Here is a 20763-nt window from a genome sequence, read left to right as displayed (position 1 = left end):
TCCCGCCCGGCCGCCCCTCCTCGGGGCCGTTCCGGCCCCCGTCACCTCAAGGAAGCGAGTCCCCCTCCATGCAACTGGTCATCGGCAACAAGAACTACTCGTCCTGGTCGATGCGGCCGTGGGTGCTGCTCAAGGGGCTCGACATCGCGTTCGAGGAACGCGTCGTGCGCTTCGACTTCGAGCCGGGCTCGGCGTTCTACCGCGCGCTGGCGCCGCTGACGCCGACGCTCAAGGTGCCGGTCCTGGTGGACGAGGGTCTGGCGGTGTGGGATTCGCTGGCCATCGTCGAGTACATCGCCGAGCGCTTCCCCGACAAGCCGGTCTGGCCGCGCGATGCCCGCCAGCGCGCCCGCGCGCGCAGCCTGTGCGCCGAGATGCACAGCGGCTTCACCCAGCTGCGCAGCCTGTGCCCGATGAACATCGACGCGGAACTGGCCTTCGTCGGCCAGCGCCTGCTGGCGACCGAGCCGAGCCTGCACCGCGACCTGGCGCGCATCGGCGAGCTCTGGACCGACGCGCTCGCGCAGAGCGGCGGGCCCTTCCTGTTCGGGGAGTTCGGCGCGGTGGACGCCTTCTTCGCGCCGGTGGTGATGCGGGTGACGCGCTACGGCCTGCCGCTGCCCGCGCCGCTGCAGGCCTATGTCGCCCGCATGCAGGAGGCGCCCGGCGTGCGCGAATGGATCGCCGATGCGCTGGCGGAGAAGGATTTCCTGGAGATCCAGGAGCCCTACCGCGACGTGCGTGGCGCGGTGCCGACGCTCAAGCGCTAAGACGCGAGGAAGGGTTGTCGAAGGGGCGCCGCGCGCGCGGCGCCCGGCCGCGATCAGTCGTCGCGGCGGCGGCGGACCAGGAAGCCCGCCGCCAGCAGGCCGACCAGCATCATGGCCTGGTTCTGGGGCTCGTTCACGAAGGACGGCGCCGCGACGTCGGACTCCTGCTCGTTCACGTCCGGCAACTGCGGGGCGCTGGGTTGGCTCTGGCGGCTGAAGCTGGTGTCGGCCGCGACGGCCACCTGCGGGGTCGAGGAGGATGGCTCCTGGGCATGCGCCTGGGCGGCGAGACCGAGTCCGCCCAACAGGAGCAAGGCAACTGCTTTCATTCTTAAACTCCCTACTGCTTGGCCGACCTGCCTAACTCAGGCGTCTCTCTCGGTGAGTCGGCCTGTTTGAAACAGGCACTGGTCTGCAGGCGGCCTCGGTGAATATACGGAGCGGAGCCTACTGGCGCCCCCCTCACCCTTGGGATGCTGCACCGCAACATGAGTATGGAAATGTTTCTCGTCGGCGGCGCCGTGCGCGACGCCCTGCTGGGCCTGCCGGTGCAGGACCGCGATTGGGTGGTCGTCGGCGCGACGCCCAAGTCCTTGATCGACAAGGGATTTCTGCCTGTCGGCAAGGATTTCCCGGTGTTCCTGGACCCCGTGACCCATGAAGAGGTGGCACTGGCCCGGACCGAGCGCAAGACCGGAACCGGATACCACGGTTTCCAGTTCCACACCGATCCTGGCGTCACCCTGGAGGAAGACCTCATCCGCCGCGACCTGACCATCAACGCGATGGCGCGGGGCGAGGACGGGGTGCTGGTGGATCCCTACGGCGGGCAGCGCGACTTGGCGGCGAAGGTGCTTCGGCACGTATCGCCGGCCTTCGCCGAGGATCCGGTGCGCATCCTGCGGCTGGCGCGCTTCGCCGCCCGCTTCGGCGAGTTCAGCGTGGCGCCGGAGACGATGGCGCTGATGCGCGGCATGGTCGAGGCCGGCGAGGCCGACGCGCTGGTCGCCGAGCGGGTCTGGCAGGAGATCGCCCGCGGCCTGATGGAAGCCTTCCCGGCGCGGATGATCGAGATCCTGCGCGACTGTGGCGCGCTGGCGCGCATCGCGCCGGAGATCGATCGGCTCTTCGGCGTGCCGCAGCCCGAGGCGCATCACCCCGAGATCGACACCGGCGCGCACCTGCTGCTGGTGCTGGCGGCCTGCGCGCGGATGGACGCCCCGCTGCCGGTGCGCTACGCCGCGCTGTGCCACGACCTGGGCAAGGGCACGACGCCGGAGGCCGAATGGCCGCGGCACCTGGCGCACGAGTCGCGCTCGGTCGAGCTGGCCGCCGCGATGTCGCAACGCTGGCGCGTGCCGTCGGACTGCAAGGAACTGGCCGAACTGACCGCCCGCGAGCACACCAACGTCCACAGGAGCCTGGAGCTCGGCCCCGAGGCGCGGCTGCGGCTGCTGGAGCGCTGCGACGCACTGCGCCGGCCGGAACGCTTCGCGCAGATGCTGCTGGCCTGCGAGTGCGACGCGCGAGGCCGCGCCGGCCTGCAGGACCGCGACTATCCGCAGCGCGCCGCCTTGCTGGCGGACCTGGCGGCGGTGCAGTCGGTGGATCAGGCGGCGATCTCGGCGGCCGCGCTGGCCGCCGGCAAGAAGGGCCCGGCGATCGGGCAGGCGATCACGGAGGCCCGCAAGGCGGCGCTGCGGAACGCCGACGCCGGACGACCAGGCAAGGACTGACCCCGGCATCACCGTCCGGGGCGGCACGCGGTCCCGGTCGCGAGCAGGCGCCCGGCCGCCGGCGCGAGGCCGTGCGAGCCGCGCATGGTTCCCGGGAAAGCACGGATCCCGCCGCCGACCTCGCCGCGGACGGCCGGACTACATTCCCGGCCCATGTCCCCCGTGAAGCCCACCCCGCGCCCGTCGCCCGCCCTCGATGTCCGCCGTCGCGCCGCGGTCCGTGCCGCAGCCGTCGCGACCTTGGCGCCATGGCAGCTGATCGCCAGGGCCGGCGAGGTCCCGCCCGTTCCGCCCGCGCCAGGCGCGTCCGCGGCCGGCGCGACGCCCGGATCGCCACATCGTCCGAAGCCGGTCAAGCACTGGCTCATCCCGCCGGTGTTCAGCGACATGCGGCTGTCGCCCGACGGCAAGCACGTCGCCATCCGCGCGAACCAGGGGCTCCAGCGAGGCGCGGTCACGCTGCTCAACAACCAGGAGACCGGCAAGACCACGCGGCTCGCGGCCTTTGCCGGGCCCATGCTGTGGCTGGACGATCGGACCCTGCTGATCTCCGACTCCGTGTTCGACATCGACGGTCGCGAGCTGTACGAGGTCAAGCGAGAGATCTTCCGCGTGCTCCCCCCGGGACCGGACGGCCACCCGCGGCTGCTGGTGCGCCGCTCCGGCGGCGCGCTCGACCACGACGCGGCCATCGTCGACGTGCGGACCGGCACGGCGATCGGCTTGGATCTGCAACTGCCCGATCGGGAGCGTCTGGCCCAGGTCCTGCTCGACGCCGCCGAACGCCCCATCGCGGTCACGACGGTGCGGGGGCCCTTCGCCAACGGCGCCTCGGTCCTGAGCCATTGGTACCGCGAGAAGCCGGACGCCGCCTGGGACTTGCTGGCCCGCCAGGACAACCGGGTGGCCGAGGACTTCTGGCAACTGCTGCGCGTGCTGCCGGATGGACGATCGCTGGCGGTACTGGCGCGCGGTGACCGCGACACCGTGGCCGTGCAGCGCTTCGACCTGGTCGAGCGCCGCTTCACCGGGGCCATCGCCGGTCATCCCGAGGAGGACGTGCTGGTGACCGCGTCGCTGCAGGGCGAGAGCATCGACCGCGTGGTGACGGACGGCCTGAAGCCCACGACCCGCTGGTTCGAGCAGGACTGGGCCGACTTGCAGGCCTCGGTGGACCATGCCTTGCCCGACTCGGTGAACCTGCTGAGCGGTCGGCTCGACGGCATGGTCATGATCAGCAGCTTCAGCGGCACCGATCCCGGACGGTGGCGCATCCTGAACACCCGGACCAACAAGTTCCGCCTGATCGGCAGCGCGCAGGAGGAGATCGATCCCGCGGCCGTCGCGCCGGTCGAGACCTACCGTTACCGGGCTCGCGACGGCCTGTCGATTCCCGCCTACCTCACGCGGCCACGCCATGGCGGTGACGGTCCGGCGCCGCTGGTCGCGCTGATCCACGGCGGCCCTTGGACGCGCGACCGCTGGCGGTGGGACATCGAGGCGCAGATGCTGGCCGACCACGGCTATGTCGTGTTCCAGCCGCAGTTCCGCGGGTCGAGCGGCTTCGGCAAGCGCTTCCAGGAAGCGGGCCTGCGGCAGTTCGGGCTGGCGATGCAGGACGACATCACCGACGGCGTGCAGGACCTGATCGCACGCGGCATCGCCGATCCCCGGCGGGTCGCCATCGTGGGCGCGAGCTACGGCGGCTATGCCGCCCTGTGGGGCCTGATCAAGACCCCGGACCTCTACTGCTGCGGCGTCAGCCTGGCCGGCATCAGCGACCTGCCCGACCAGTTGGTCAACCACTGGGCCGACGATTCCTCGACCGCCTCGCGCGAGATCATGCGGCGCCTGGTCGGCGACGTGGAGACCGCACGGTCGGCGCTGGAAGCGGTCTCGCCGCTCCAGCATGCGGAGCAGTTGCGCACGCCGGTCTTCCTCGCCCATGGCGTCTTCGACGAACGCATCCTGCCCGCGCAGAGCACACGCATGGTGGAGGCGCTCCAGCGCCTGGGACGCCCCGTCGAATCGATGCGCCTGCTCCAGTCCGGTCACTCGCCCAGTCGCGGCGACCTGCTGGACTACTGGGCGGCGTTGCTGGCCTTCCTTCATCGCCACGCCGGCGGTCTGCCCGCCACCCCGGCGGCGTGAACCGGCCGCGGCGGCGCCGGGCCGCCGCGCTCACAGCGTGTGCGACCGGTCGCCCGCGGTGAAGCCCAGCGCGTCGAAGCTCGCGTCCTCGGGCGCGAAGCCGACGACCTTGAACAGCTCGCCCATCTCGTGCTCCGCGATCAGGCGGTGCGCCATGCCGCGCTGCGCGAGGTTGGCCTCGGCCAGCAGGTCGACCAGGCCGCAGTTGATCAGGAAGTTGGCCTGGCTCGTGTAGCCCAGCACCGTCAGCCCCGCGTCCTGCCCCGCCAGCGCGATGCCGGTGAAGTTCACGTGCGTGGTGATGTCCTTCTGGCCCGGCAGGGCCAGCGGGTCCGGATCCGCCCGGTGCAGGTGGTGGCACATCAGCGTGCCGCCGGTGCGCTGCGGGTGGTAGTACTCGGACTCGGGGAAGCCGTAGTCGATGAAGAAGGCCGCGCCGCGCTTGAGGTGCTTCGCGAGCGTGCGCACGAAGGCCTCGGCCTGCGGATGGACCTCGGTCACCGTGCCGGGCACGAAGCCGACATCGTGCTCGGGCGGCGTGGGCGGACGCGCCTCGCCGGGCCGGTCCTCGAAGTGCAGCTTGTCCTGCGCGTCCAGCGTCACGCCGCGCTGCAGCCAGTGCGCGCCGTCCCAGCGCAGCAGCTCGACCGGGATCGCGTCCAGCAGCTCGTTGGCGACCAGCACGCCGTGGATCTCCTCGGGCCAGCGGTCCAGCCACTCGACGCGCGGCGCGAAGCGGGCCAGGCGCTCGGCCTGGCGCTCGCGCAGCGTGCCGGAGAGGTCGACGATGAAGTACTTCGTCAGCGGCTGGCCCAGCGCGTCCAGGGTCTCGATCAGTTGCTCGGCCAGCTTGCCGCTGCCGGCGCCGAACTCGATCACCGTGTCGGTGCCGCTGAGCTGCAGCGCCTGCGCGACCTGCCGCGCCAGCGCGCGGCCGAACAGCGGAGAGAGCTCCGGCGCCGTCACGAAGTCCGATCCCTGCTGAGGCATGGTGCCGAACTTGCGCCGCGCGTTGGCGTAGTAGCCCAGGCCCGGCTCGTACAGCGCCAGGCTCATGTAGCGGTCGAAGGGCAGCCAGCCCCCGGCCTCGGCGAGCGCCTCGCGCAGTCGCGCGAGCATGGCCGGATCGGTGGCCGGCGCCTCCGGGGCCGCGCCGGACGCGGACGAGGAGACGGAAGCGACGGACGCGCCGTTCGCGCGTCCGGAGGGAGGGGTCGTGGAGGTCATGTGTCGAGTCCAGGCGGCCTGGGCTTGCCGCGCGCGGCCAGCCAGGCTTCGAATTCGCCGGCGGGCATGGCGGGGGCGATCACCTCGCCCTGGAGCTCGTCGCAGCCCCATTCCGCCAGCAGATGCCATTGCCGCGGGTTGCGCACGCCCTCGGCGCCCACGCGCAGGCCCAGGCCCTTGGCCATCTGCACCACCGCGCGGGTGATCGCGGCGGCGCCGCGGTCGTCCGGCAGCACCGCGACGAAGCTCTGGTCGATCTTGAGCTTGTCCAGCGGCAGCCGGGTCAGTTGGTTCAGCGCCGTGTAGCCGGTGCCGAAGTCGTCGATCGAGATGGCCAGCCCCTGCGCGCGCAGCGATTGCAGGAGCTCGGGCAGGCGGTCGATCTCGTCGGTGAGCATGCGCTCGGTGAGCTCCAGCTCCAGCCAGTCGCCCGGCACGCCGGCGGTCTTGAGCACGTGCGCCACCGACTTGGCGAAGCTGCCCAGCCGGAACTGCATGCTGGACAGGTTGACGGCGATCGGGACCTCGGCGATGCCGCGCTCGTGCCAGTCGCGGGCCTGGCGCGCGGCCTCGTGCATCACCCACTCGCCCAGCGGCACCATCAGCCGGTGGCGCTCGGCCACCAGGATGAAGGCGTCGGGCGTGAGCAGGCCGCGCTCGGGATGCCGCCAGCGCAGCAGCGCCTCGGCACCGGTGAGGTGGCCGGTCTGCGCATCGACCTGCGGCTGGAAGAACAGCACGAACTCGTCGGCCGTCAGCGCCTGCGCGAGCTCGGCTTCGATGACCAGGTCGGCGTAGGCGTTCTGGGCCATCGCGGGCTCGAAGAAGCGGGAGGTCGCCCGGCCGGCGGTCTTGGCCAGGTACATCGCGGTGTCGGCGTGCTGCAGCAGCTCCTCGGGCGAGTCGCCGTGCTCGGGGTACATCGCCACGCCGATGGACGGCGTCACCGACAGGTCGCGGCCGTCGGCCTGCACCGGCACCTCGACGACGCTCAGCAGCGCGTTCAGCACGGTCTGCACATCGCGGCGCTGATGCACGTCCTCGAGCAGCACGACGAACTCGTCCCCGCCGAAGCGCGCCACCAGGTCGCTCGCCCGCAGCCCGCCCTGCAGGCGCTCAGCGACGGTGGCGAGCACCTGGTCGCCCTCCAGGTGACCCAGCGAATCGTTGACCCGCTTGAAGTTGTCCAGGTCGATGAACAGCAGCGCCGCGCGCGGCGCGTCGGGCCGCGACAGGCGCTCGCGCAGCCGCTCCATGAAGGCCGGCCGGTTCAGCAGGCCGGTCAGCGGATCGTGCTCGGCCAGGTGCTGGATGCGCGCCAGCGCGTCCAGATGGGGCCGCAGGTCGCGCACGATGGTCATCCGCAGGCGCTCACCGTTGAACCACAGCGTGCGGACGATGAATTCGACATCGATGCGCTCGCCGCTGCGATGCAGGATGGCGGTCGGATAGCGGGTCTCGCGGCCGGAGGCCATCACCTCGCGCACCACCTCGACCTGGTCGGGGGCCACCGTCGACAGCGCCGTGCGGCCGACCAGTTCCTCCAGCGTGTAGCCCACCAGCTCGCACAGCGGCGGGTTGACGTCGGTGATGACGCCGTCGCGGTGGAAGACGATGCCCTCCATCGAGGCCTGCATGAACTTGGTCAGCCGCTCCTCGGACTCGCGCGCCGCGCGCTCGGCCTCGCGGAAGCGGGTGATGTCGCTGATCAGCACGAAGGCCGATTCGACGCGGTCCGTCCCGGCCGGCACGTAGGGGATGAGGTTGACCTCGATCCAGTGCGCCCGGCCGTCGCCGCGTTCCAGGCGCCGCTCGTAGTCGACGCTGACGCGCTCGTTGAGCACGCGCTCGACATGGGGGGCGATCTCGCGGGCGGCCTCCTCGCCGATGATCTCGGCGAAGGTGCGGCCCAGCACGCTGTGCTCGTCCAGCCCGAAGCTGCGGGCGTACTCGCGGTTGGCGAAACGGCAGGTGCGGTCCACCGCGTCGAAGATCGCGATCAGCACCGGCACGTTGTCGGCCAGCAGGCGGAACTGCGCCGCCTGATGCTCGGCCAGCGCGGCCGGACGGCCCGGCGGGAGCACGGGCGGCGTGTCCATGTCAGTCGGCCTTTCCGCCCTCGTCCGCGGTCTTCATCGCCAGGCACAGGTCCTCCCAGGCCTTGGACTTGTCCGCGAGGTTGCGCAGCAGATAGGCCGGGTGGTACGTGACCACCAGCGGCACGCCCTCGTAGCGGTGCACCCGGCCGCGCAGGCGGCCGATGGGCTCCTGGCTGCGCAGCAGCTGCTGCACCGCGAAGCGGCCCATCGCCAGGATGATGCGCGGCTGGATCAGCGCGATCTGGCGCTGCAGATAGGGCTCGCACTGGGCGAGCTCGGCCGGCTCCGGATTGCGGTTGCGCGGCGGCCGGCACTTGAGCGTGTTGGCGATGTAGACCTGCTGCTCGGGCGTGCCCTCGCCGCGACCGCGGCCGACCGCGCGCAGCATGCTGTCCAGCAGCTTGCCCGCCGCGCCGACGAAGGGCTCGCCCTGCAGGTCTTCCTGCTCGCCAGGCGCCTCGCCGACGATCATCCAGTGCGCCCGCTCGTTGCCGACGCCGAAGACCGTGTTCTTGCGCGACTCGCACAGGCCGCAGGCCCGGCATTGCGCGACCTCGTCCCGCAGCGCGGGCCAGTCGAGCGCGGCGATCGCGTCCGTGCCCAGACGACGGCCGTAGCCGGTGTCCGCGGGCGCCGCGGCCGGCGCGACGTTCGGCGGCAGCACCTTGTCGAGCACCTCGGCCACGCGGCGCGGCGCGGGCGGCGCGACGGGCGCGGCCGGTGCCGCCTGCGCGGGCGGCTCGGCGACGGCCACGTCGGCGTCGTGCGGGGGCACCGCGCGCGCGAGGGCGGGCGCCGGGGCCGGCGCGGTCATCGGCGCGGCGGCGGGCGCGCTCTGACGAGCCGTCGGGGTCGCCGTCGGCGCGGCCTCGCCCGCGGGCGTCCACAGCTTCAGGCCCATGGCCTCGAGCATCGCGCGTTGTCGGTCGGTCCAGCTCATGCGGCGGGCTCCGTCAGGCGCAGCGTCATGAGGATCGCATCCTCGCGTCCGCCGTCGGCCGGGTAGTAGTTGCGGCGCAGGCCGCTCTGCGCGAAGCCGTAGCGGTCGTAGAGCTGGCGGGCGCGGACGTTGCTCTCGCGCACCTCCAGCCAGATCTGATGGCAGCCACGCGCGCGCGACAGCAGGCCCAGCGCGTCCAGCATGCGGCGCGCCAGCCCCTGGCCCTGCCGCTCCGGGATCACGGTGATGTTGAGGAGATGCATCTCGTCGATCACCTGCATCGCCAGGAAGTAGGCGCACAGCCGGGCCTGCTCGTCACGCATGACGAAGCCCGCGTAGCCGGCGGCCAGCGAATCGATGAAGTTGCCGCGCGTCCACGGGTGGCTGTAGGCGACGGTCTCGATCGCCATCACCTCGTCCAGGTCCACCGCGCGCAGCGGCTGCAGCGATTGCAGCGAGGCGGGCCAGCTCAGGTCCTTGGGCTGGGCGCTCATGGCTGGCCTTCCGGGGCGGTCGGCGCGGCGGGCGCGGCGCGCGCCTGCTCGCGCTCGGCGGTGGTCAGCGCGACCTTGTCGCGCACGTACAGCGGCAGCGCGTGGGCGGCGTCCTCGGTCAGACCGGCCGCGAAGGCCTGTTGCGCGAGCGCGCCCAGCGCCCGGGCACGGGAGGCGGTGCGGGGGAAGCGGCGCGCGGCGCCGGTGTCGAGATCGAAGACGGACAGCGCCGTGCCGGCCACCAGCGCGGGCGGCTCGTCGCGCCAGAGCTGACGCAGCGGTTCGGGATCGGTCAGCGCGGGGCCGAGCAAGGTCTCCCAGCGCGCGCCGGTCCAGCGGTAGCGGCCGACATAGGCCTGGTTCATGCGGGCGTCCATCGCGACCCACACCTCCTGCGACGCGGGCATCGCGCCCTCGCCGCCGTCGGCGGTGCACTGCTGGCGCGCGTCCTCGGCAACCAGCATCAGGCTGTCCAGCGGCAGCACCGGCCGGCCGGCGCCGAAGGCCAGGCCCTGCGCCACCGAGCACGCGGTGCGCAAGCCGGTGAAGGCGCCGGGGCCGCGGCCGAAGGCGATCGCGTCCACCTGCGCCAACGCGACGCCGGCCTGCCGCAGCAGCGCCATCGCATCGGGCACCAGACGTTGCGAGGCCAGGGCCCCGCCATCGGCGTCCACAAATGAATCATGGCCCTGGCCCACGAGGGCCAGAGCCATGTGTTCGGTCGAGCTATCCAGGGCCAGCAACACGCTCATGCGGCAAGTGTATCGGCCTGGACGGCCCGGGACCGGGGCGTCCCCTCGATCCGGAGGATCAGAAGGAGTAACCCAGCGACAGCGTGTAGACCATCGGGCGGAAGTTGATCTTGGTGCTCAGCTCCTCGATGCCGTCCTTCGTGGTCGTGTACGAGCGCATCGTGCTCTTCACGTCCGCATAGGCGGCCGTGCCGGTCAGCGACCAGTTCTTCGAGTACTGCACCGTGAAGCCCGCGTGAGCGGCCGCGCCCCAGGAGTTGGTCAGCGTGATGCGGGTCGGGCCGCCGCTGATCGCGTCGCCGGTGGGCGTGCTGCGCTTCTTCTCGAAGTAGGTGTAGTTCACGCCCAGACCGACGAAGGGGTGGAACTTCGGCAGCCACTCACCGAGGTGGTAGTTGACGAAGACCGTCGGCGGCATCTGGCGCACCACGGCGATCTGGCCGGCGTTGGCGAGCACGCCGTTGCCGTAGATCTTGTGGGACGGGGGGATGCCCAGCACCAGCTCGCCGCTCCAGCGCTCGGCGAAGCGGTAGGTGTAGCCGAAGCCCGTGGTCGTCGCGTCGCCGACGCGGATCTGCGCGCCCGGCGACGGGAAGTTCTTGCTGCCGGACAGCGGGGGCGCCTTGCTGTTGACGTCGATGTGGGCCAGGCCCAGGTAGAACGTGTGGGTGCCGACCGCGGGCTCGTCGGCGCGCGCGGTGCCAGCCAGCGCCAGCAGCGCGGCGCCCAGGATCAGGGTGATGTTCTTTTTCATGGAATGTGTCTCCGTGCTGCCTGGGAATTACGGGTTGGCCGCCAGGACGGACTGGAAGTAGCCACGCATCACGGCGTTGCAGAACGGCGGGACCAGCGTGCCGTGGTAGGCACCCTGGACCGCGGCGGCACCGGCCGCGCCGCCGCCGGCGGCGGTGGACGTCGCCGTCTTCGCGCCGGCGAAGCCTTGCGCGATGGTGGCGGCCGCCGTCGCGCCCAGCGGCGCGAGCGAGGTCTGGCTTTCCAGGTTGAACGCCGGGTACAGCTTGCCGCGGGTGGCGAAGTCGGCCTGCGCGTCGGTCGTGTTGAAGAAGAACACGGTCGGGTCGTTGGCACCGCCGCACATGGCGACCGGGGCCTTCGGGGTCCAGCCCAGCAGCGTGTTGGTCACCAGGGCCTTGCGGAAGTTGGAGGTCAGGTAACCGCTCTTGAAGGAGTCGGTCAGCAGGCCTCCCGTGCCGAACAGCTTGGTGAAGGTCGGGTCGTTGGGCAGCTTGCCTTCGGTGATCAGCTGGGTGACCGTCTCGGTCGACGGGAACAGCGTCTCGGCGGTCGCGGCGTAGGGCGACTGGTAGACGTCGGTCGGGGCCGAGTAGATGTTGCCGTAGGCCTTCTGGTAGCTGGTCAGCATCAGCGGCAGGAACAGCGTCGCGCCGGCGTTGACCGGTCCGGTCGTGGTGATCACGTCGCCGAACTTGGACAGGTTGTACGGGCCGGACATCGGACCCGCGGCGGTGACGGTGAACTCGGACGCGTAGTCGCGCTCGATGACCTTCTGCGTGGCCATGGCCACGTGGCCGCCCTGCGAGTAGCCGGCGATCAGCAGCTTGGACGACGGCAGCACCGAGCTTTCGGCGGCCAGGTGGGCCTTGGCCGCGCGCAGGCCGTCGACCATGTCGATGGCCGAGGACTCGGCGTTCAGGTAAGGCGTGTACTGCAGGCCCGAACGGTCATAGCCCATGTAGTTGGGAGCCACGACGATGAAGCCCTGGGCGGCGTAGAACGCCATCACCAGCGAGGCCTCCGCGTTGTTCACGACGTCGGCCATGTTGAAGTTCTTGTCCGTCGTCGTGCCGTGCGCGTAGAGCAGCACCGGGCGGTTGCCCGAGCACGCGGCATCGGTGCCCGACGGCACCAGCACGCCGGCCGAGGCCGTGGCCGGGTTGCCTTGCGGATCGCGGGTCATGTAGTAGACGTAGCGCACGTCCACGTCGCACTTGGCCGCGCCGGTCAGCGCGATCACGCCCTTGGCGGTCGTGCCGGCGTCGATCTGCGTCTTGGTGGCGGCACCCGCCTTCGTGCCCAGCAGCAGCGTGCCGCGGGCCGGGGGCGCGTCGTCGGTGGACGGATCGCTGCCGCCGCCGCAGGCGCTCAGCAGCGCGGCCGCCAGGGCCACGCTGACCAGGGTGAATTGGCTCTTCATTGGGACTTCTCCAGGGGTTGTCTCCGTCGTGTCGTGCGGCCGAGGCTTGATGGCCGACACTAAATCGAACGGTCGTTCGTTTTTCTCAGCAATCACTGTAAGGGCAGGGTTCGCCTCGTCCTCAAGAGGAAAACCCTGACAGGGCGCAGCATGCCAGCGCGACCGTGGCGCGGGACGCACATTGCGTCCGCTTCGCGGCGCGACAGCAACACTTGACGCGCAGATGTGCGAACAGGGAGAAGCCGCATCGGCTTCTCCCTGTCCAGGGGGGAGGAATTTCCCGGCAAGCCCTGCCCCCAGGGGGTCGGGTCTTGCGTCGGCAATCGACACGCCCGGACCTCCCGGTCCGGGGCGTCGCCTCAGGCGGTCAGAACGGGTTGTTCGACGCGCGCGTCTGCGCCTGCGACGCGATGCGGGCCTGTTCCGACGGGCTCAGCAGCGTGTCGCCCGCCCACATGTAGGTCGTCGCGGTGGCGTTGGCGACCAGGGTCTTGTCGGTGCACAGCGGGGGCAGCGAGGTGGTCAGGCAGGCGGCGTCCGTGGTGTTCGACAGGCCGTAGTACGAGCCGAACTTGGACACCGACTGCATGGTCTCGTCGGTCAGGATCAGGCCGATCATGCGGCCGTCGTTGATGATGCGCAGGCGCAGGCCGGTGTTGAAGCGGCGCGAGAGCTCGGTGATCAGCGCGGCGCGGTCGGTGTCGGAGTTGGCCGCCTTCTGCTTGAGCGCGAACGGCGTCAGGCCCATGTCCTGCATCGTCGACAGGATGACCTTGCCGCCGGCGTTGGCGATGCGGTTGACCTGGTCGCCCAGCGCCTCGCCGCGGGCTTGCGCCGCGTTGCCCAGCGTGGCCGCGTCCTGCGCGGGATAGGAGGCGTACAGCTCGAGGATGTCGTTGGCGCCGGCCATCACCGTGACCAGGTCCTTGTTGCCGAAACCGTCGAGGCCGAACTGGCGGTCCACCTGCGCGGCCACGTCGGCGACCTTCGCGCCCTGGGCCGCGTACATCTTGCCGGTGGGGCTGGCCAGCTTGTCGGGGTTGCACTCGGCGAAGACCAGGCCGAAATAGGTGGCCAGGGTCTGCGTCCAGACCGGATTCAGCTTGCAGCTGACCAGGTTGGTCGTGGTGTCCACGCCATTGATCGTGTACTTGGTCCCGTCGGTGCGGACCGCGCTGGTCTCGTCGCCGAAGGTGATGATCCGCGTCGGGTGGAAGGGGTCGATCTGCTGACCACCGCCGCCACAGGCCGCCAGCATCGCGGTCGCGCCCAGCACCAGGGCCAGACGGCGCTTCAAACTCTTCATGAACACTCCAAATCTCGAAAACTCAGCGGGGCGCGAACGCCGCCGCCGCGCGGGACAAGCGGTCCCGCACCCCATCCCAGGCGGCCTCTGCGGGCGGCGCCTCGATCCAGATCTCGGTCGCGCCGGCCGCGTCCAGCTCGCGCAGGACGGCGAACAGCTGCCGCGCCGCCGCGCGCGCCTGGGCAGGCATCGCGCGGTGCAGGGGCGGCTCGCCCGCGCCGTCCGGTCCGAACGACGTGCGCGAATATACCGCCAGCCCCGCCGGTCGCCCGGTCGCCAGCGCCGCGCGCAGCTGCTCGGTCGACATCAACCGGACGGTCGCGTGGGGCGCGTAATGGGCGGCCAGTGTGCCCGAGGCCCGTGGCGCCCGTGCGTCGGGCGCTTGTAAAGCCACGCCGGCCGCGGCTTCCAGCTGCTCGGGCGTGAGCACGCCGGGCCGCAGCAGCACCAGGCCGCCGCGGCTGCAGTCCACGATGGTGGACTCGATGCCCACGTCGCAGGGGCCGCCGTCCAGCACCAGCAGGCCGGGCTCGAATTCGTCGGCGACATGCCGGGCCGTGGTCGGGCTGACCCGGCCGAAACGGTTGGCGCTGGGCGCGGAGAGGCCCTCGACGCCCAGCGTCCGGCACGCCGCCATCAGCGCCCGGAACACCGGGTGCGAGGGGCAGCGCAGGCCGACCGTGTCCTGGCCGCCGGCCGAGGCCGTCGCCAGCCCCGGGACCCGGCGCAGGATCAGCGTCAGCGGACCGGGCCAGAAGGCCTCGATCAGCCGATGGGCGATGGGCGGGATCTCCTGCGCGAAGACGCGGGCGCCGGCCTCGTCCAGCACGTGGACGATCAGCGGGTGGTCGCTGGGCCGGCCCTTGGCGGTGAAGATCTTCGCCACCGCCTCGTCGCGGTCCGCGCGGGCCGCCAGGCCGTAGACGGTCTCGGTGGGGACGCCCGCCAGCTCGCCGTCCGCCAGCGCGCGCGCCGCGGCGCGCACCGACTCGGGTTGTTGGCCGTCCAGCACCATGGCCTCGCGCTCCGGGCTCACCACGTGTCCGGCAGGCCCAGCAGCACGCAGGCCCGGCGGGCGTTGGCGCGGGCTTCCTCCGCGCTCGCGCCGATCACGTTGAGGTGGCCCATCTTGCGGCCGGGGCGCGCCTCGGTCTTGCCGTAGAGGTGCAGCTCGGCGCCCGGCAGGGCCAGCACGCCGGCCCAGTCGGGCGCGCGTTCGCGGCCCTCGGCGTCGAACCAGAGGTCGCCCAGCAGGTTCAGCATGACCACTGGGGAATGAAGGCGCGGCTCGCGCAGCGGCAGGCCGGTCATCGCGCGGACCTGCATCTCGAACTGCGACAGGTCGCAGGCGTTCATCGTGTAGTGGCCGGAGTTGTGCGGGCGCGGGGCCATCTCGTTGACCACGAGGCGGCAGTCCTTCAGCACGAAGAACTCCACGCACAGCACGCCGACGTAGCCCATGCCCGAGGCGATCGCCGACGCGGACTGGCGCGCCTGCGCCTGCAGCGCGGCATCGACGTCGGGGGCCGGCACCTCGGTGACGGCCAGGATGCCGTCGCGATGCAGGTTCTGCTGGACCGGGAAGGTCACGACCGCGCCGTCGGCGCCGCGCACCACCAGCACGCTCAGTTCCAGCGCCAGCGGCAGCATCTGCTCGAGCACGCAGTCCACGCGCCCCAGCTCGTCGAAGGCGGCGGCCAGTTGCGCGCGATCGGTCACGCGGCGCTGGCCCTTGCCGTCATAGCCCAGGCGGGAGGTCTTGAGGATGCCGGGCAGCAGCGCGTCCGGCACCGCGGCCAGATCCGCCTCCGAGCGCAGCACCGCGTACGGGGCGCAGGGCACGCCGCTCTTGTCGAAGTGGGCCTTCTCGCGGGCACGGTCCTGGCAGATGGCGACTGCGGCCGCGCCGGGAGCGACCACGCGCGTGGCGGCCAGCTGTTCCAGCGCCCGCGCGGGCACGTTCTCGAATTCGGTGGTGATCGCCTCGCAGCGGCGGGCGAGGTCCTCGAGCGCCGCGGCGTCGAGGTAGTCCGCCCGCAGATGCTCCTGCGCGACCGCGCCGGCCGGGCTGGTCGCGTCGGGATCCAGCACCACGCAGCGATAGCCCAGCGCCTGCGCGGCGTGGACGAACATGCGGCCCAGCTGGCCGCCCCCCAGCACGCCCAGCGTGGCGTCGCCCGGCAGCAGCGGCATCAGCGCAGCTCCTCGGTCATGGCCGTGGCGGCGGCGGTCTGGCGCTTGCGGAACGCGGCCAGTTGCTCGCGCAGGGCCGGGTTGTCGCGGGCCAGCATGGCCACGGCGAACAGCGCCGCGTTGCCCGCGCCGGCGGTGCCGATGGCGAAGGTCGCCACCGGGATGCCCTTGGGCATCTGCACGATCGAGTGCAGGGAGTCGACCCCCTGCAGGTGGCGGCTGGCGACGGGCACGCCCAGCACCGGGACCAGCGTCTTGGACGCCAGCATGCCGGGCAGGTGCGCGGCGCCGCCGGCGCCCGCGATGATGGCCCGCAGGCCTCGGCCTTCGGCCTGTTCCGCATAGGAGAACATCTCGTCGGGCATGCGGTGGGCCGAAACCACCCGCGCCTCGAACGGCACGCCGAACTCGGTGAGAATGTCGGCGGCGTGCTTCATGGTCTCCCAGTCACTGCTGGAGCCCATCACCACGCCGATGACGGGGGCGATGTCGGGAGTGGTGGCGCTGCTCACGGGTCGGTCCTCGATCTGTCAAATCGTGAAACCTTGAATTGTAGGCGGGCAGCCTCAGGTGCCGTTCTTGCCGCTGCGCGAACACGTCTTTCGCGCCCGCGCGACACGGCGTCCCGCCCCTGCCCCGTACCGTCCCACCATGACCGACATCACCCTCCAAAACTTCGAAGCCGACCTGCTGCAGGCCTCCATGCAGCAACCGGTGCTGCTGGACATCTGGGCGCCCTGGTGCGGCCCGTGCAAGGCGCTGGGCCCGATGCTGGAGAAGCTGGAGGTGGCCTATGCCGGCCGCTGGAAGCTGACCAAGCTCAACAGCGACGACCAGCCGGAGATCGCCTCGCAGCTGAGCCAGGCCTTCGGCGTGCGCTCGATCCCGTTCTGCGTGCTGTTCGTCGGCGGCCAGCCGGTGGACGGTTTCGTGGGCGCCATCCCCGAGGCGCAGATCCGCGAGTTCCTGGACCGTCACGTCCCCACCGGCGAGGCCATCGAGGCCGAGGAGGACCTGGCCGAGGCGCAGGCGCTGATGGACGAGGGCGATGCCCAGGGCGCGCTGGAGATGCTGCAGGCGGCGGTGACCGCCGACCCGTCCAACGAGACGGCCCGCTTCGACCTGGTCCGCGCGCTGCTGGAGGCCGATCTGCTGGAGGATGCCAAGGCGGCGTTCGCGCCGGTCGCGCACCAGGCGGCCGACACCATCACCCCGCATGCGCGCTTCGCCGCGCTAGCCACCTGGATCGCGGCCGCCGAGCGCGCCGCCCAAGGCCTGGACCCGGCCGGCCTGCAGGCCGCGATCGCCGCCAACAAGCGCGACTTCGACGCGCGCTTCGCGCTGGCGCAGGGCCTGTTCGCGGGCCGCGACTTCACCGGCGCGATGGACGAGCTGCTGGAGATCCTCATGCGCGACAAGGCCTGGAACGACCAGGCCGCGCGCAAGACCTACGTCGCGATCCTCGAGATCATGACCAAGCCCGCCCCGGCCGCGCACGCGGCCGCTCCGCAGGCCGGCGGCGGCCTGCAGATGTCGGGCCCCAGCACCGTGGCCCCGGCCGACCCGCTGGTCGACCAGTACCGCCGCAAGCTGAGCATGGCGCTGTTCTGATCCTCGGCTGAGCCTCAGAACATCACCCGCGCCACCCCGGCGCGGGTCAGCCGGTCCAGCTCCTGCGGATCGGCTTCCTGGTCGGTGACCAGCACGTCGATGTCGACGCAGTCGCAGACCTGCATGCGGCTGCCCTGCCCCAGCTTGCTCGAGTCGGCCAGCAGCACCCGCTGCCGCGCCCGCGACAGCATCGCCTGCGCGACCGCGACCTCCGCCCACAGGTAGCTCGTCGCGCCCTGCCGCGCGTCGAGCGCCGTCGGCGACACGAAGGCGATGTCCACCCGGTGCCGGGCGATCTCCGCGACGGTGAACTCACCGAAGCTGGCCGAGGTCTCCGGCACGTAGCTCCCGCCCAGCAGCAGCACCTCGTGGCCCTGGCGGCCCGCCATCGCGTCGGCCACCGCCACCGAGTTCGTCACCACCCGCAACTCCTGCGCCTGCATCAGGGCCTGCGCCAGCGCATGCGTGGTCGAGCCCGCGTCGATGAACAGGCTCAGCCCGGGCTTGACCAGCGTCAGCGCCTGTCGCGCGATCGCCTGCTTCTGACGGCGACGCGACTGCGCGCGCTCCGCATAGCTGGCCTCGGCCGGGACCTCGGACTGCACCGCGCCGCCGTGCACCCGGGCCAGCTTGCCGCCCTGCTCCAGCTCGATCAGGTCGCGGCGCACCGTCTCGCGCGACACGCCCAGCTCGCGCGCCGCCTCGTCCGTCGTCAGCCGGTGCCGCTCGCGCAGCAGCAGCAGGATCTTGTCGTGTCGTTCCTGGGACCACATGGATCGCTTCTTCTCCCTGTCGGATGGACTGGTCGCCGGCCGCGAGCATGCCTCGCCGCGCCGGACCTCCCATTGACCCAAACCCGGGTGCGCGCTTTCGTGACAGTTTGAGGGTTCATTTGTGTCGTTGTGGATTTCCGCCACCGTACGACGTCATGGCTGTGGTTTTTCGTGTTTGTCGTTGTTTTGTCTTGGACTCTTGTGACAGTCCGCTCGTTCGATCGACGTACCAAACACCTCTCCCCGACCTCCACGAACGCCGAGTCCACACCATGAAGCACCCGATGCCCACCGCCCTGGCACTGGCCCTGAGCCTGGCCTTCGCCCTGCCCGCCGTCGCGCAGTCTTCCAACGACAACGCCAGTGCCGACACCGCCAGCGCCGGCGCCGATCGCACCGAGCTGGATCGCGTCACCATCAGCGTCGGCCGCGGCCAGCTGCGCTCGGTGCAGAGCCTGAGCGGCGCCGAGTTCGAGAACGCCGTCGCCGGCGCCAGCCCGCTGATCACCGTGTCGCGCCTGCCCGGCGTGAACTTCCAGTCCGCCGACGGCCTGGGCAACTACGAGTGGTCCACGCGCTTCACCGTGCGCGGCTTCTCGCAGAACCAGATCGGCTTCACGCTGGACGACGTGCCGCTGGGCGACATGTCCTACGGCAACTTCAACGGCCTGCACATCAGCCGCGCGATCTCCAGCGAGAACGTCGGCCGCGCCTCGCTGTCGCAAGGCGCCGGCGCGCTGGAAGCGGCCTCGTCCAGCAACCTGGGCGGCACGCTGCAGTTCTACTCGGCGGATCCGGCCCAGCAGTTCGGCGTCCGCCTGTCGCAGACCTTCGGCAGCGACTCCGCCCGCCGCACCTTCCTGCGCGTGGACAGCGGCAAGAGCCTCCTGGGCCAGTTCTCCGTGAGCTACACCGACCAGGACGCCGACAAGTGGAAGGGCCACGGCCAGCAGAAGCAGGAGCAGTGGAACTTCAAGTGGGTCAAGGAGATCGGCGAGCACCGCGTCTCGGCCTTCTACAACACCTCGCGCCGTCGTGAAGTCGACTACCAGGATCTGTCGCTGGACCTGATCAAGCGCAAGGGCGACACGCTCGACAACTTCTACCCGGACTTCGCCGCCGCGGTGAAGGCCGCCAACACGCTGTGCGGCGCCAACGGCAGCACCTACGTGGCCGCCTGCGACGACCAGTACTACGCCGGCGCCGGCCTGCGCAACGACGACCTGCTGGGCGTCACGGCCGACCTGCGCCTGGCCCCGAACGCCACCTGGAAGACCACCGCCTACTACCACCACAACAAGGGCATGGGCCTGTGGTTCACGCCCTACCAGGCCTCGCCGGACGGCACGCCGATCTCGGTGCGCACGACCGAGTACGGCATCAACCGCAGCGGCGTCGTCTCCAACGCCGAGGTCGAGCTGGGCGACCACCTGATCAAGGCCGGCGTCTGGTTCGAGGACAACAACTTCAACCAGGCCCGCCGCTTCTACGCCGCCAATGCGGCCGTGAGCGTCTACCAGTTCCCGAGCAACCCCTTCCTGACGCAGTGGCAGTACGGCTTCAACACGAAGACCACGCAGTTCTCGCTGTCGGACACCTGGGCGGTGACCAAGGACCTGACGGTGGGCGCCGGCTTCAAGTCGCTCAAGGTCAAGATCAACGGTGACCTGCAGGTCGGCACCGGCATGCCCTCGGGCACCATCACCGCCGACAAGGGCTTCCTGCCGCAGCTGGGCGTGAACTACCGCCTGTCGGCCAGCCAGGAGCTCTACGGCACCATCGCCCGCAACATGCGCGCCTACCAGGGCGCCGCCACCGGCACCTCGCCCTTCGCCACCAGCGCCGCCGGCTTCAACGCCATCAAGGGCAGCCTCAAGCCCGAGACCTCCGACACCTTCGAGGCGGGCTGGCGCATCAGCGGCCGCGGCTACGAGGGCTCGGTCAGCGCCTACCTGGTCAACTTCAAGGACCGCCTGCTGAGCGTGCAGAGCGGCAGCGGCATCCAGGGCAACCCGGTCATCCTGTCCAACGTCGGCGACGTGCGCTCCACCGGCATCGAGGGCGCCCTGTCCTTCCGCCTGAGCCCCACCCTCACCTGGTACAACAGCCTGAGCCTGCAGAAGTCGACCTACCAGGACGACGTCACCAGCGGCTCCACGCCGGTGGCCATCAAGGGCAAGCGCGTGGCCGACGCGCCCGACACCATGCTCAAGTCGCAGCTGGGCTACGACGACGGCGCGCTGTTCGGCAACGTCTCGGTGGACTACATGTCCAAGCGCTACTACTCGTACACGAACGACGCCTCGGTGCCGGATCGCACGCTGGTCAACCTGAGCGCCGGCTACAAGATGAAGAACGTGATGATGCTGCGCGAGATCAGCCTGCAGGCCTCGGTGAACAACCTGTTCGACAAGCACTACATCTCGACGATCGGCTCGAACGGCTTCACCAACAGCGACGCGGCCGGCACCTACGCCACGCTGCTGCCGGGCGCCCCGCGCCAGTTCTACGTCACGCTGACCGGCAAGTTCTGAT

General features: G+C 71.0%; 18 protein-coding genes. 5 read left to right on the top strand and 13 right to left on the bottom strand.

Annotated features, from left to right (window positions below):
* The first annotated feature begins 68 nt into the window (after positions 1-68).
* A complete protein-coding gene (locus tag MCHT01_RS10605; RefSeq protein WP_067065310.1) occupies positions 69-770 on the top strand; it encodes a glutathione S-transferase family protein in 702 nt (233 codons plus the stop codon).
* Positions 771-823: 53 nt separating this feature from the next.
* Here MCHT01_RS10605 and MCHT01_RS10600 read toward each other — a convergent pair whose 3' ends face one another.
* Positions 824-1099 (bottom strand): hypothetical protein, encoded by a 276-nt coding sequence (locus MCHT01_RS10600; protein ID WP_148661481.1) that lies wholly within the window; start codon positions 1097-1099, stop codon positions 824-826.
* Positions 1100-1264: 165 nt separating this feature from the next.
* Here MCHT01_RS10600 and MCHT01_RS10595 point away from each other — a divergent pair, with 165 nt between their 5' ends.
* Together MCHT01_RS10595 and MCHT01_RS10585 are read left to right on the top strand one after the other, a co-directional pair.
* Positions 1265-2506, top strand: a complete 1242-nt coding sequence (locus MCHT01_RS10595) for a multifunctional CCA addition/repair protein (protein ID WP_067065369.1) — start codon at positions 1265-1267, stop codon at positions 2504-2506.
* A gap of 153 nt (positions 2507-2659) precedes the next feature.
* On the top strand, positions 2660-4657 hold the full coding sequence (locus MCHT01_RS10585; RefSeq protein WP_169806118.1) for an alpha/beta hydrolase family protein: 1998 nt from the start codon (positions 2660-2662) through the stop codon (positions 4655-4657).
* 30 nt (positions 4658-4687) lie between these two features.
* On the opposite strand, the gene MCHT01_RS10580 is transcribed toward MCHT01_RS10585, so the two are convergent.
* From MCHT01_RS10580 to purE, 11 genes are all read right to left on the bottom strand, one after another.
* Positions 4688-5776, bottom strand: a complete 1089-nt coding sequence (locus MCHT01_RS10580; RefSeq protein WP_067065368.1) for a class I SAM-dependent methyltransferase — start codon at positions 5774-5776, stop codon at positions 4688-4690.
* 104 nt (positions 5777-5880) lie between these two features.
* Positions 5881-7983, bottom strand: coding sequence for a putative bifunctional diguanylate cyclase/phosphodiesterase (locus tag MCHT01_RS10575; RefSeq protein WP_067065303.1), 2103 nt, complete (start codon positions 7981-7983; stop codon positions 5881-5883).
* A gap of 1 nt (position 7984) precedes the next feature.
* Positions 7985-8923 carry a uracil-DNA glycosylase gene (locus MCHT01_RS10570; protein ID WP_067065302.1) on the bottom strand — a complete coding sequence of 313 codons (939 nt, stop codon included), beginning with the start codon at positions 8921-8923 and terminating at the stop codon, positions 7985-7987.
* On the bottom strand, positions 8920-9417 hold the full coding sequence (rimI, locus tag MCHT01_RS10565; protein WP_067065300.1) for a ribosomal protein S18-alanine N-acetyltransferase: 498 nt from the start codon (positions 9415-9417) through the stop codon (positions 8920-8922). Before rimI ends, MCHT01_RS10570 begins: the two co-directional genes overlap by 4 nt.
* Positions 9414-10169: a tRNA (adenosine(37)-N6)-threonylcarbamoyltransferase complex dimerization subunit type 1 TsaB gene (gene tsaB, locus MCHT01_RS10560; protein WP_067065299.1), complete on the bottom strand. Its 756-nt coding sequence runs from the start codon at positions 10167-10169 to the stop codon at positions 9414-9416. Before tsaB ends, rimI begins: the two co-directional genes overlap by 4 nt.
* A gap of 58 nt (positions 10170-10227) precedes the next feature.
* Positions 10228-10923 (bottom strand): OmpW/AlkL family protein, encoded by a 696-nt coding sequence (locus MCHT01_RS10555; protein ID WP_067065297.1) that lies wholly within the window; start codon positions 10921-10923, stop codon positions 10228-10230.
* Between the two features lie 27 nt (positions 10924-10950).
* Positions 10951-12345, bottom strand: coding sequence for an alpha/beta hydrolase family protein (locus MCHT01_RS10550; RefSeq protein ID WP_067065295.1), 1395 nt, complete (start codon positions 12343-12345; stop codon positions 10951-10953).
* A 367-nt stretch (positions 12346-12712) separates the two neighbouring features.
* A complete protein-coding gene (locus MCHT01_RS10545; protein WP_148661480.1) occupies positions 12713-13651 on the bottom strand; it encodes an SGNH/GDSL hydrolase family protein in 939 nt (312 codons plus the stop codon).
* A 22-nt stretch (positions 13652-13673) separates the two neighbouring features.
* Entirely contained in the window at positions 13674-14666 is a 993-nt protein-coding gene (locus MCHT01_RS10540; RefSeq protein WP_067065292.1) for an L-threonylcarbamoyladenylate synthase, read from the bottom strand.
* A 17-nt stretch (positions 14667-14683) separates the two neighbouring features.
* Positions 14684-15844, bottom strand: coding sequence for a 5-(carboxyamino)imidazole ribonucleotide synthase (locus MCHT01_RS10535; RefSeq protein WP_067065291.1), 1161 nt, complete (start codon positions 15842-15844; stop codon positions 14684-14686).
* Positions 15844-16332 carry a 5-(carboxyamino)imidazole ribonucleotide mutase gene (gene purE, locus MCHT01_RS10530; RefSeq protein WP_067065367.1) on the bottom strand — a complete coding sequence of 163 codons (489 nt, stop codon included), beginning with the start codon at positions 16330-16332 and terminating at the stop codon, positions 15844-15846. Before purE ends, MCHT01_RS10535 begins: the two co-directional genes overlap by 1 nt.
* A 163-nt stretch (positions 16333-16495) precedes the next feature.
* Between purE and MCHT01_RS10525 the strand changes: the two genes are divergently transcribed.
* A complete protein-coding gene (locus MCHT01_RS10525; RefSeq protein ID WP_067065289.1) occupies positions 16496-17455 on the top strand; it encodes a tetratricopeptide repeat protein in 960 nt (319 codons plus the stop codon).
* 14 nt (positions 17456-17469) lie between these two features.
* On the opposite strand, the gene MCHT01_RS10520 is transcribed toward MCHT01_RS10525, so the two are convergent.
* Positions 17470-18228 carry a DeoR/GlpR family DNA-binding transcription regulator gene (locus MCHT01_RS10520; protein ID WP_067065287.1) on the bottom strand — a complete coding sequence of 253 codons (759 nt, stop codon included), beginning with the start codon at positions 18226-18228 and terminating at the stop codon, positions 17470-17472.
* Between the two features lie 272 nt (positions 18229-18500).
* On the opposite strand from MCHT01_RS10520, the gene MCHT01_RS10515 reads away from it, so the two are divergent.
* Positions 18501-20762 carry a TonB-dependent receptor domain-containing protein gene (locus tag MCHT01_RS10515; protein ID WP_067065286.1) on the top strand — a complete coding sequence of 754 codons (2262 nt, stop codon included), beginning with the start codon at positions 18501-18503 and terminating at the stop codon, positions 20760-20762.
* Position 20763 lies beyond the last annotated feature (1 nt).

It is taken from the genome of Mitsuaria chitosanitabida ATCC BAA-476 = NBRC 102408 (genome assembly GCF_001598255.1).
GTDB lineage: Bacteria > Pseudomonadota > Gammaproteobacteria > Burkholderiales > Burkholderiaceae_C > Roseateles > Roseateles chitosanitabidus.
This window is presented reverse-complemented; position numbering and strand designations above follow the sequence as displayed.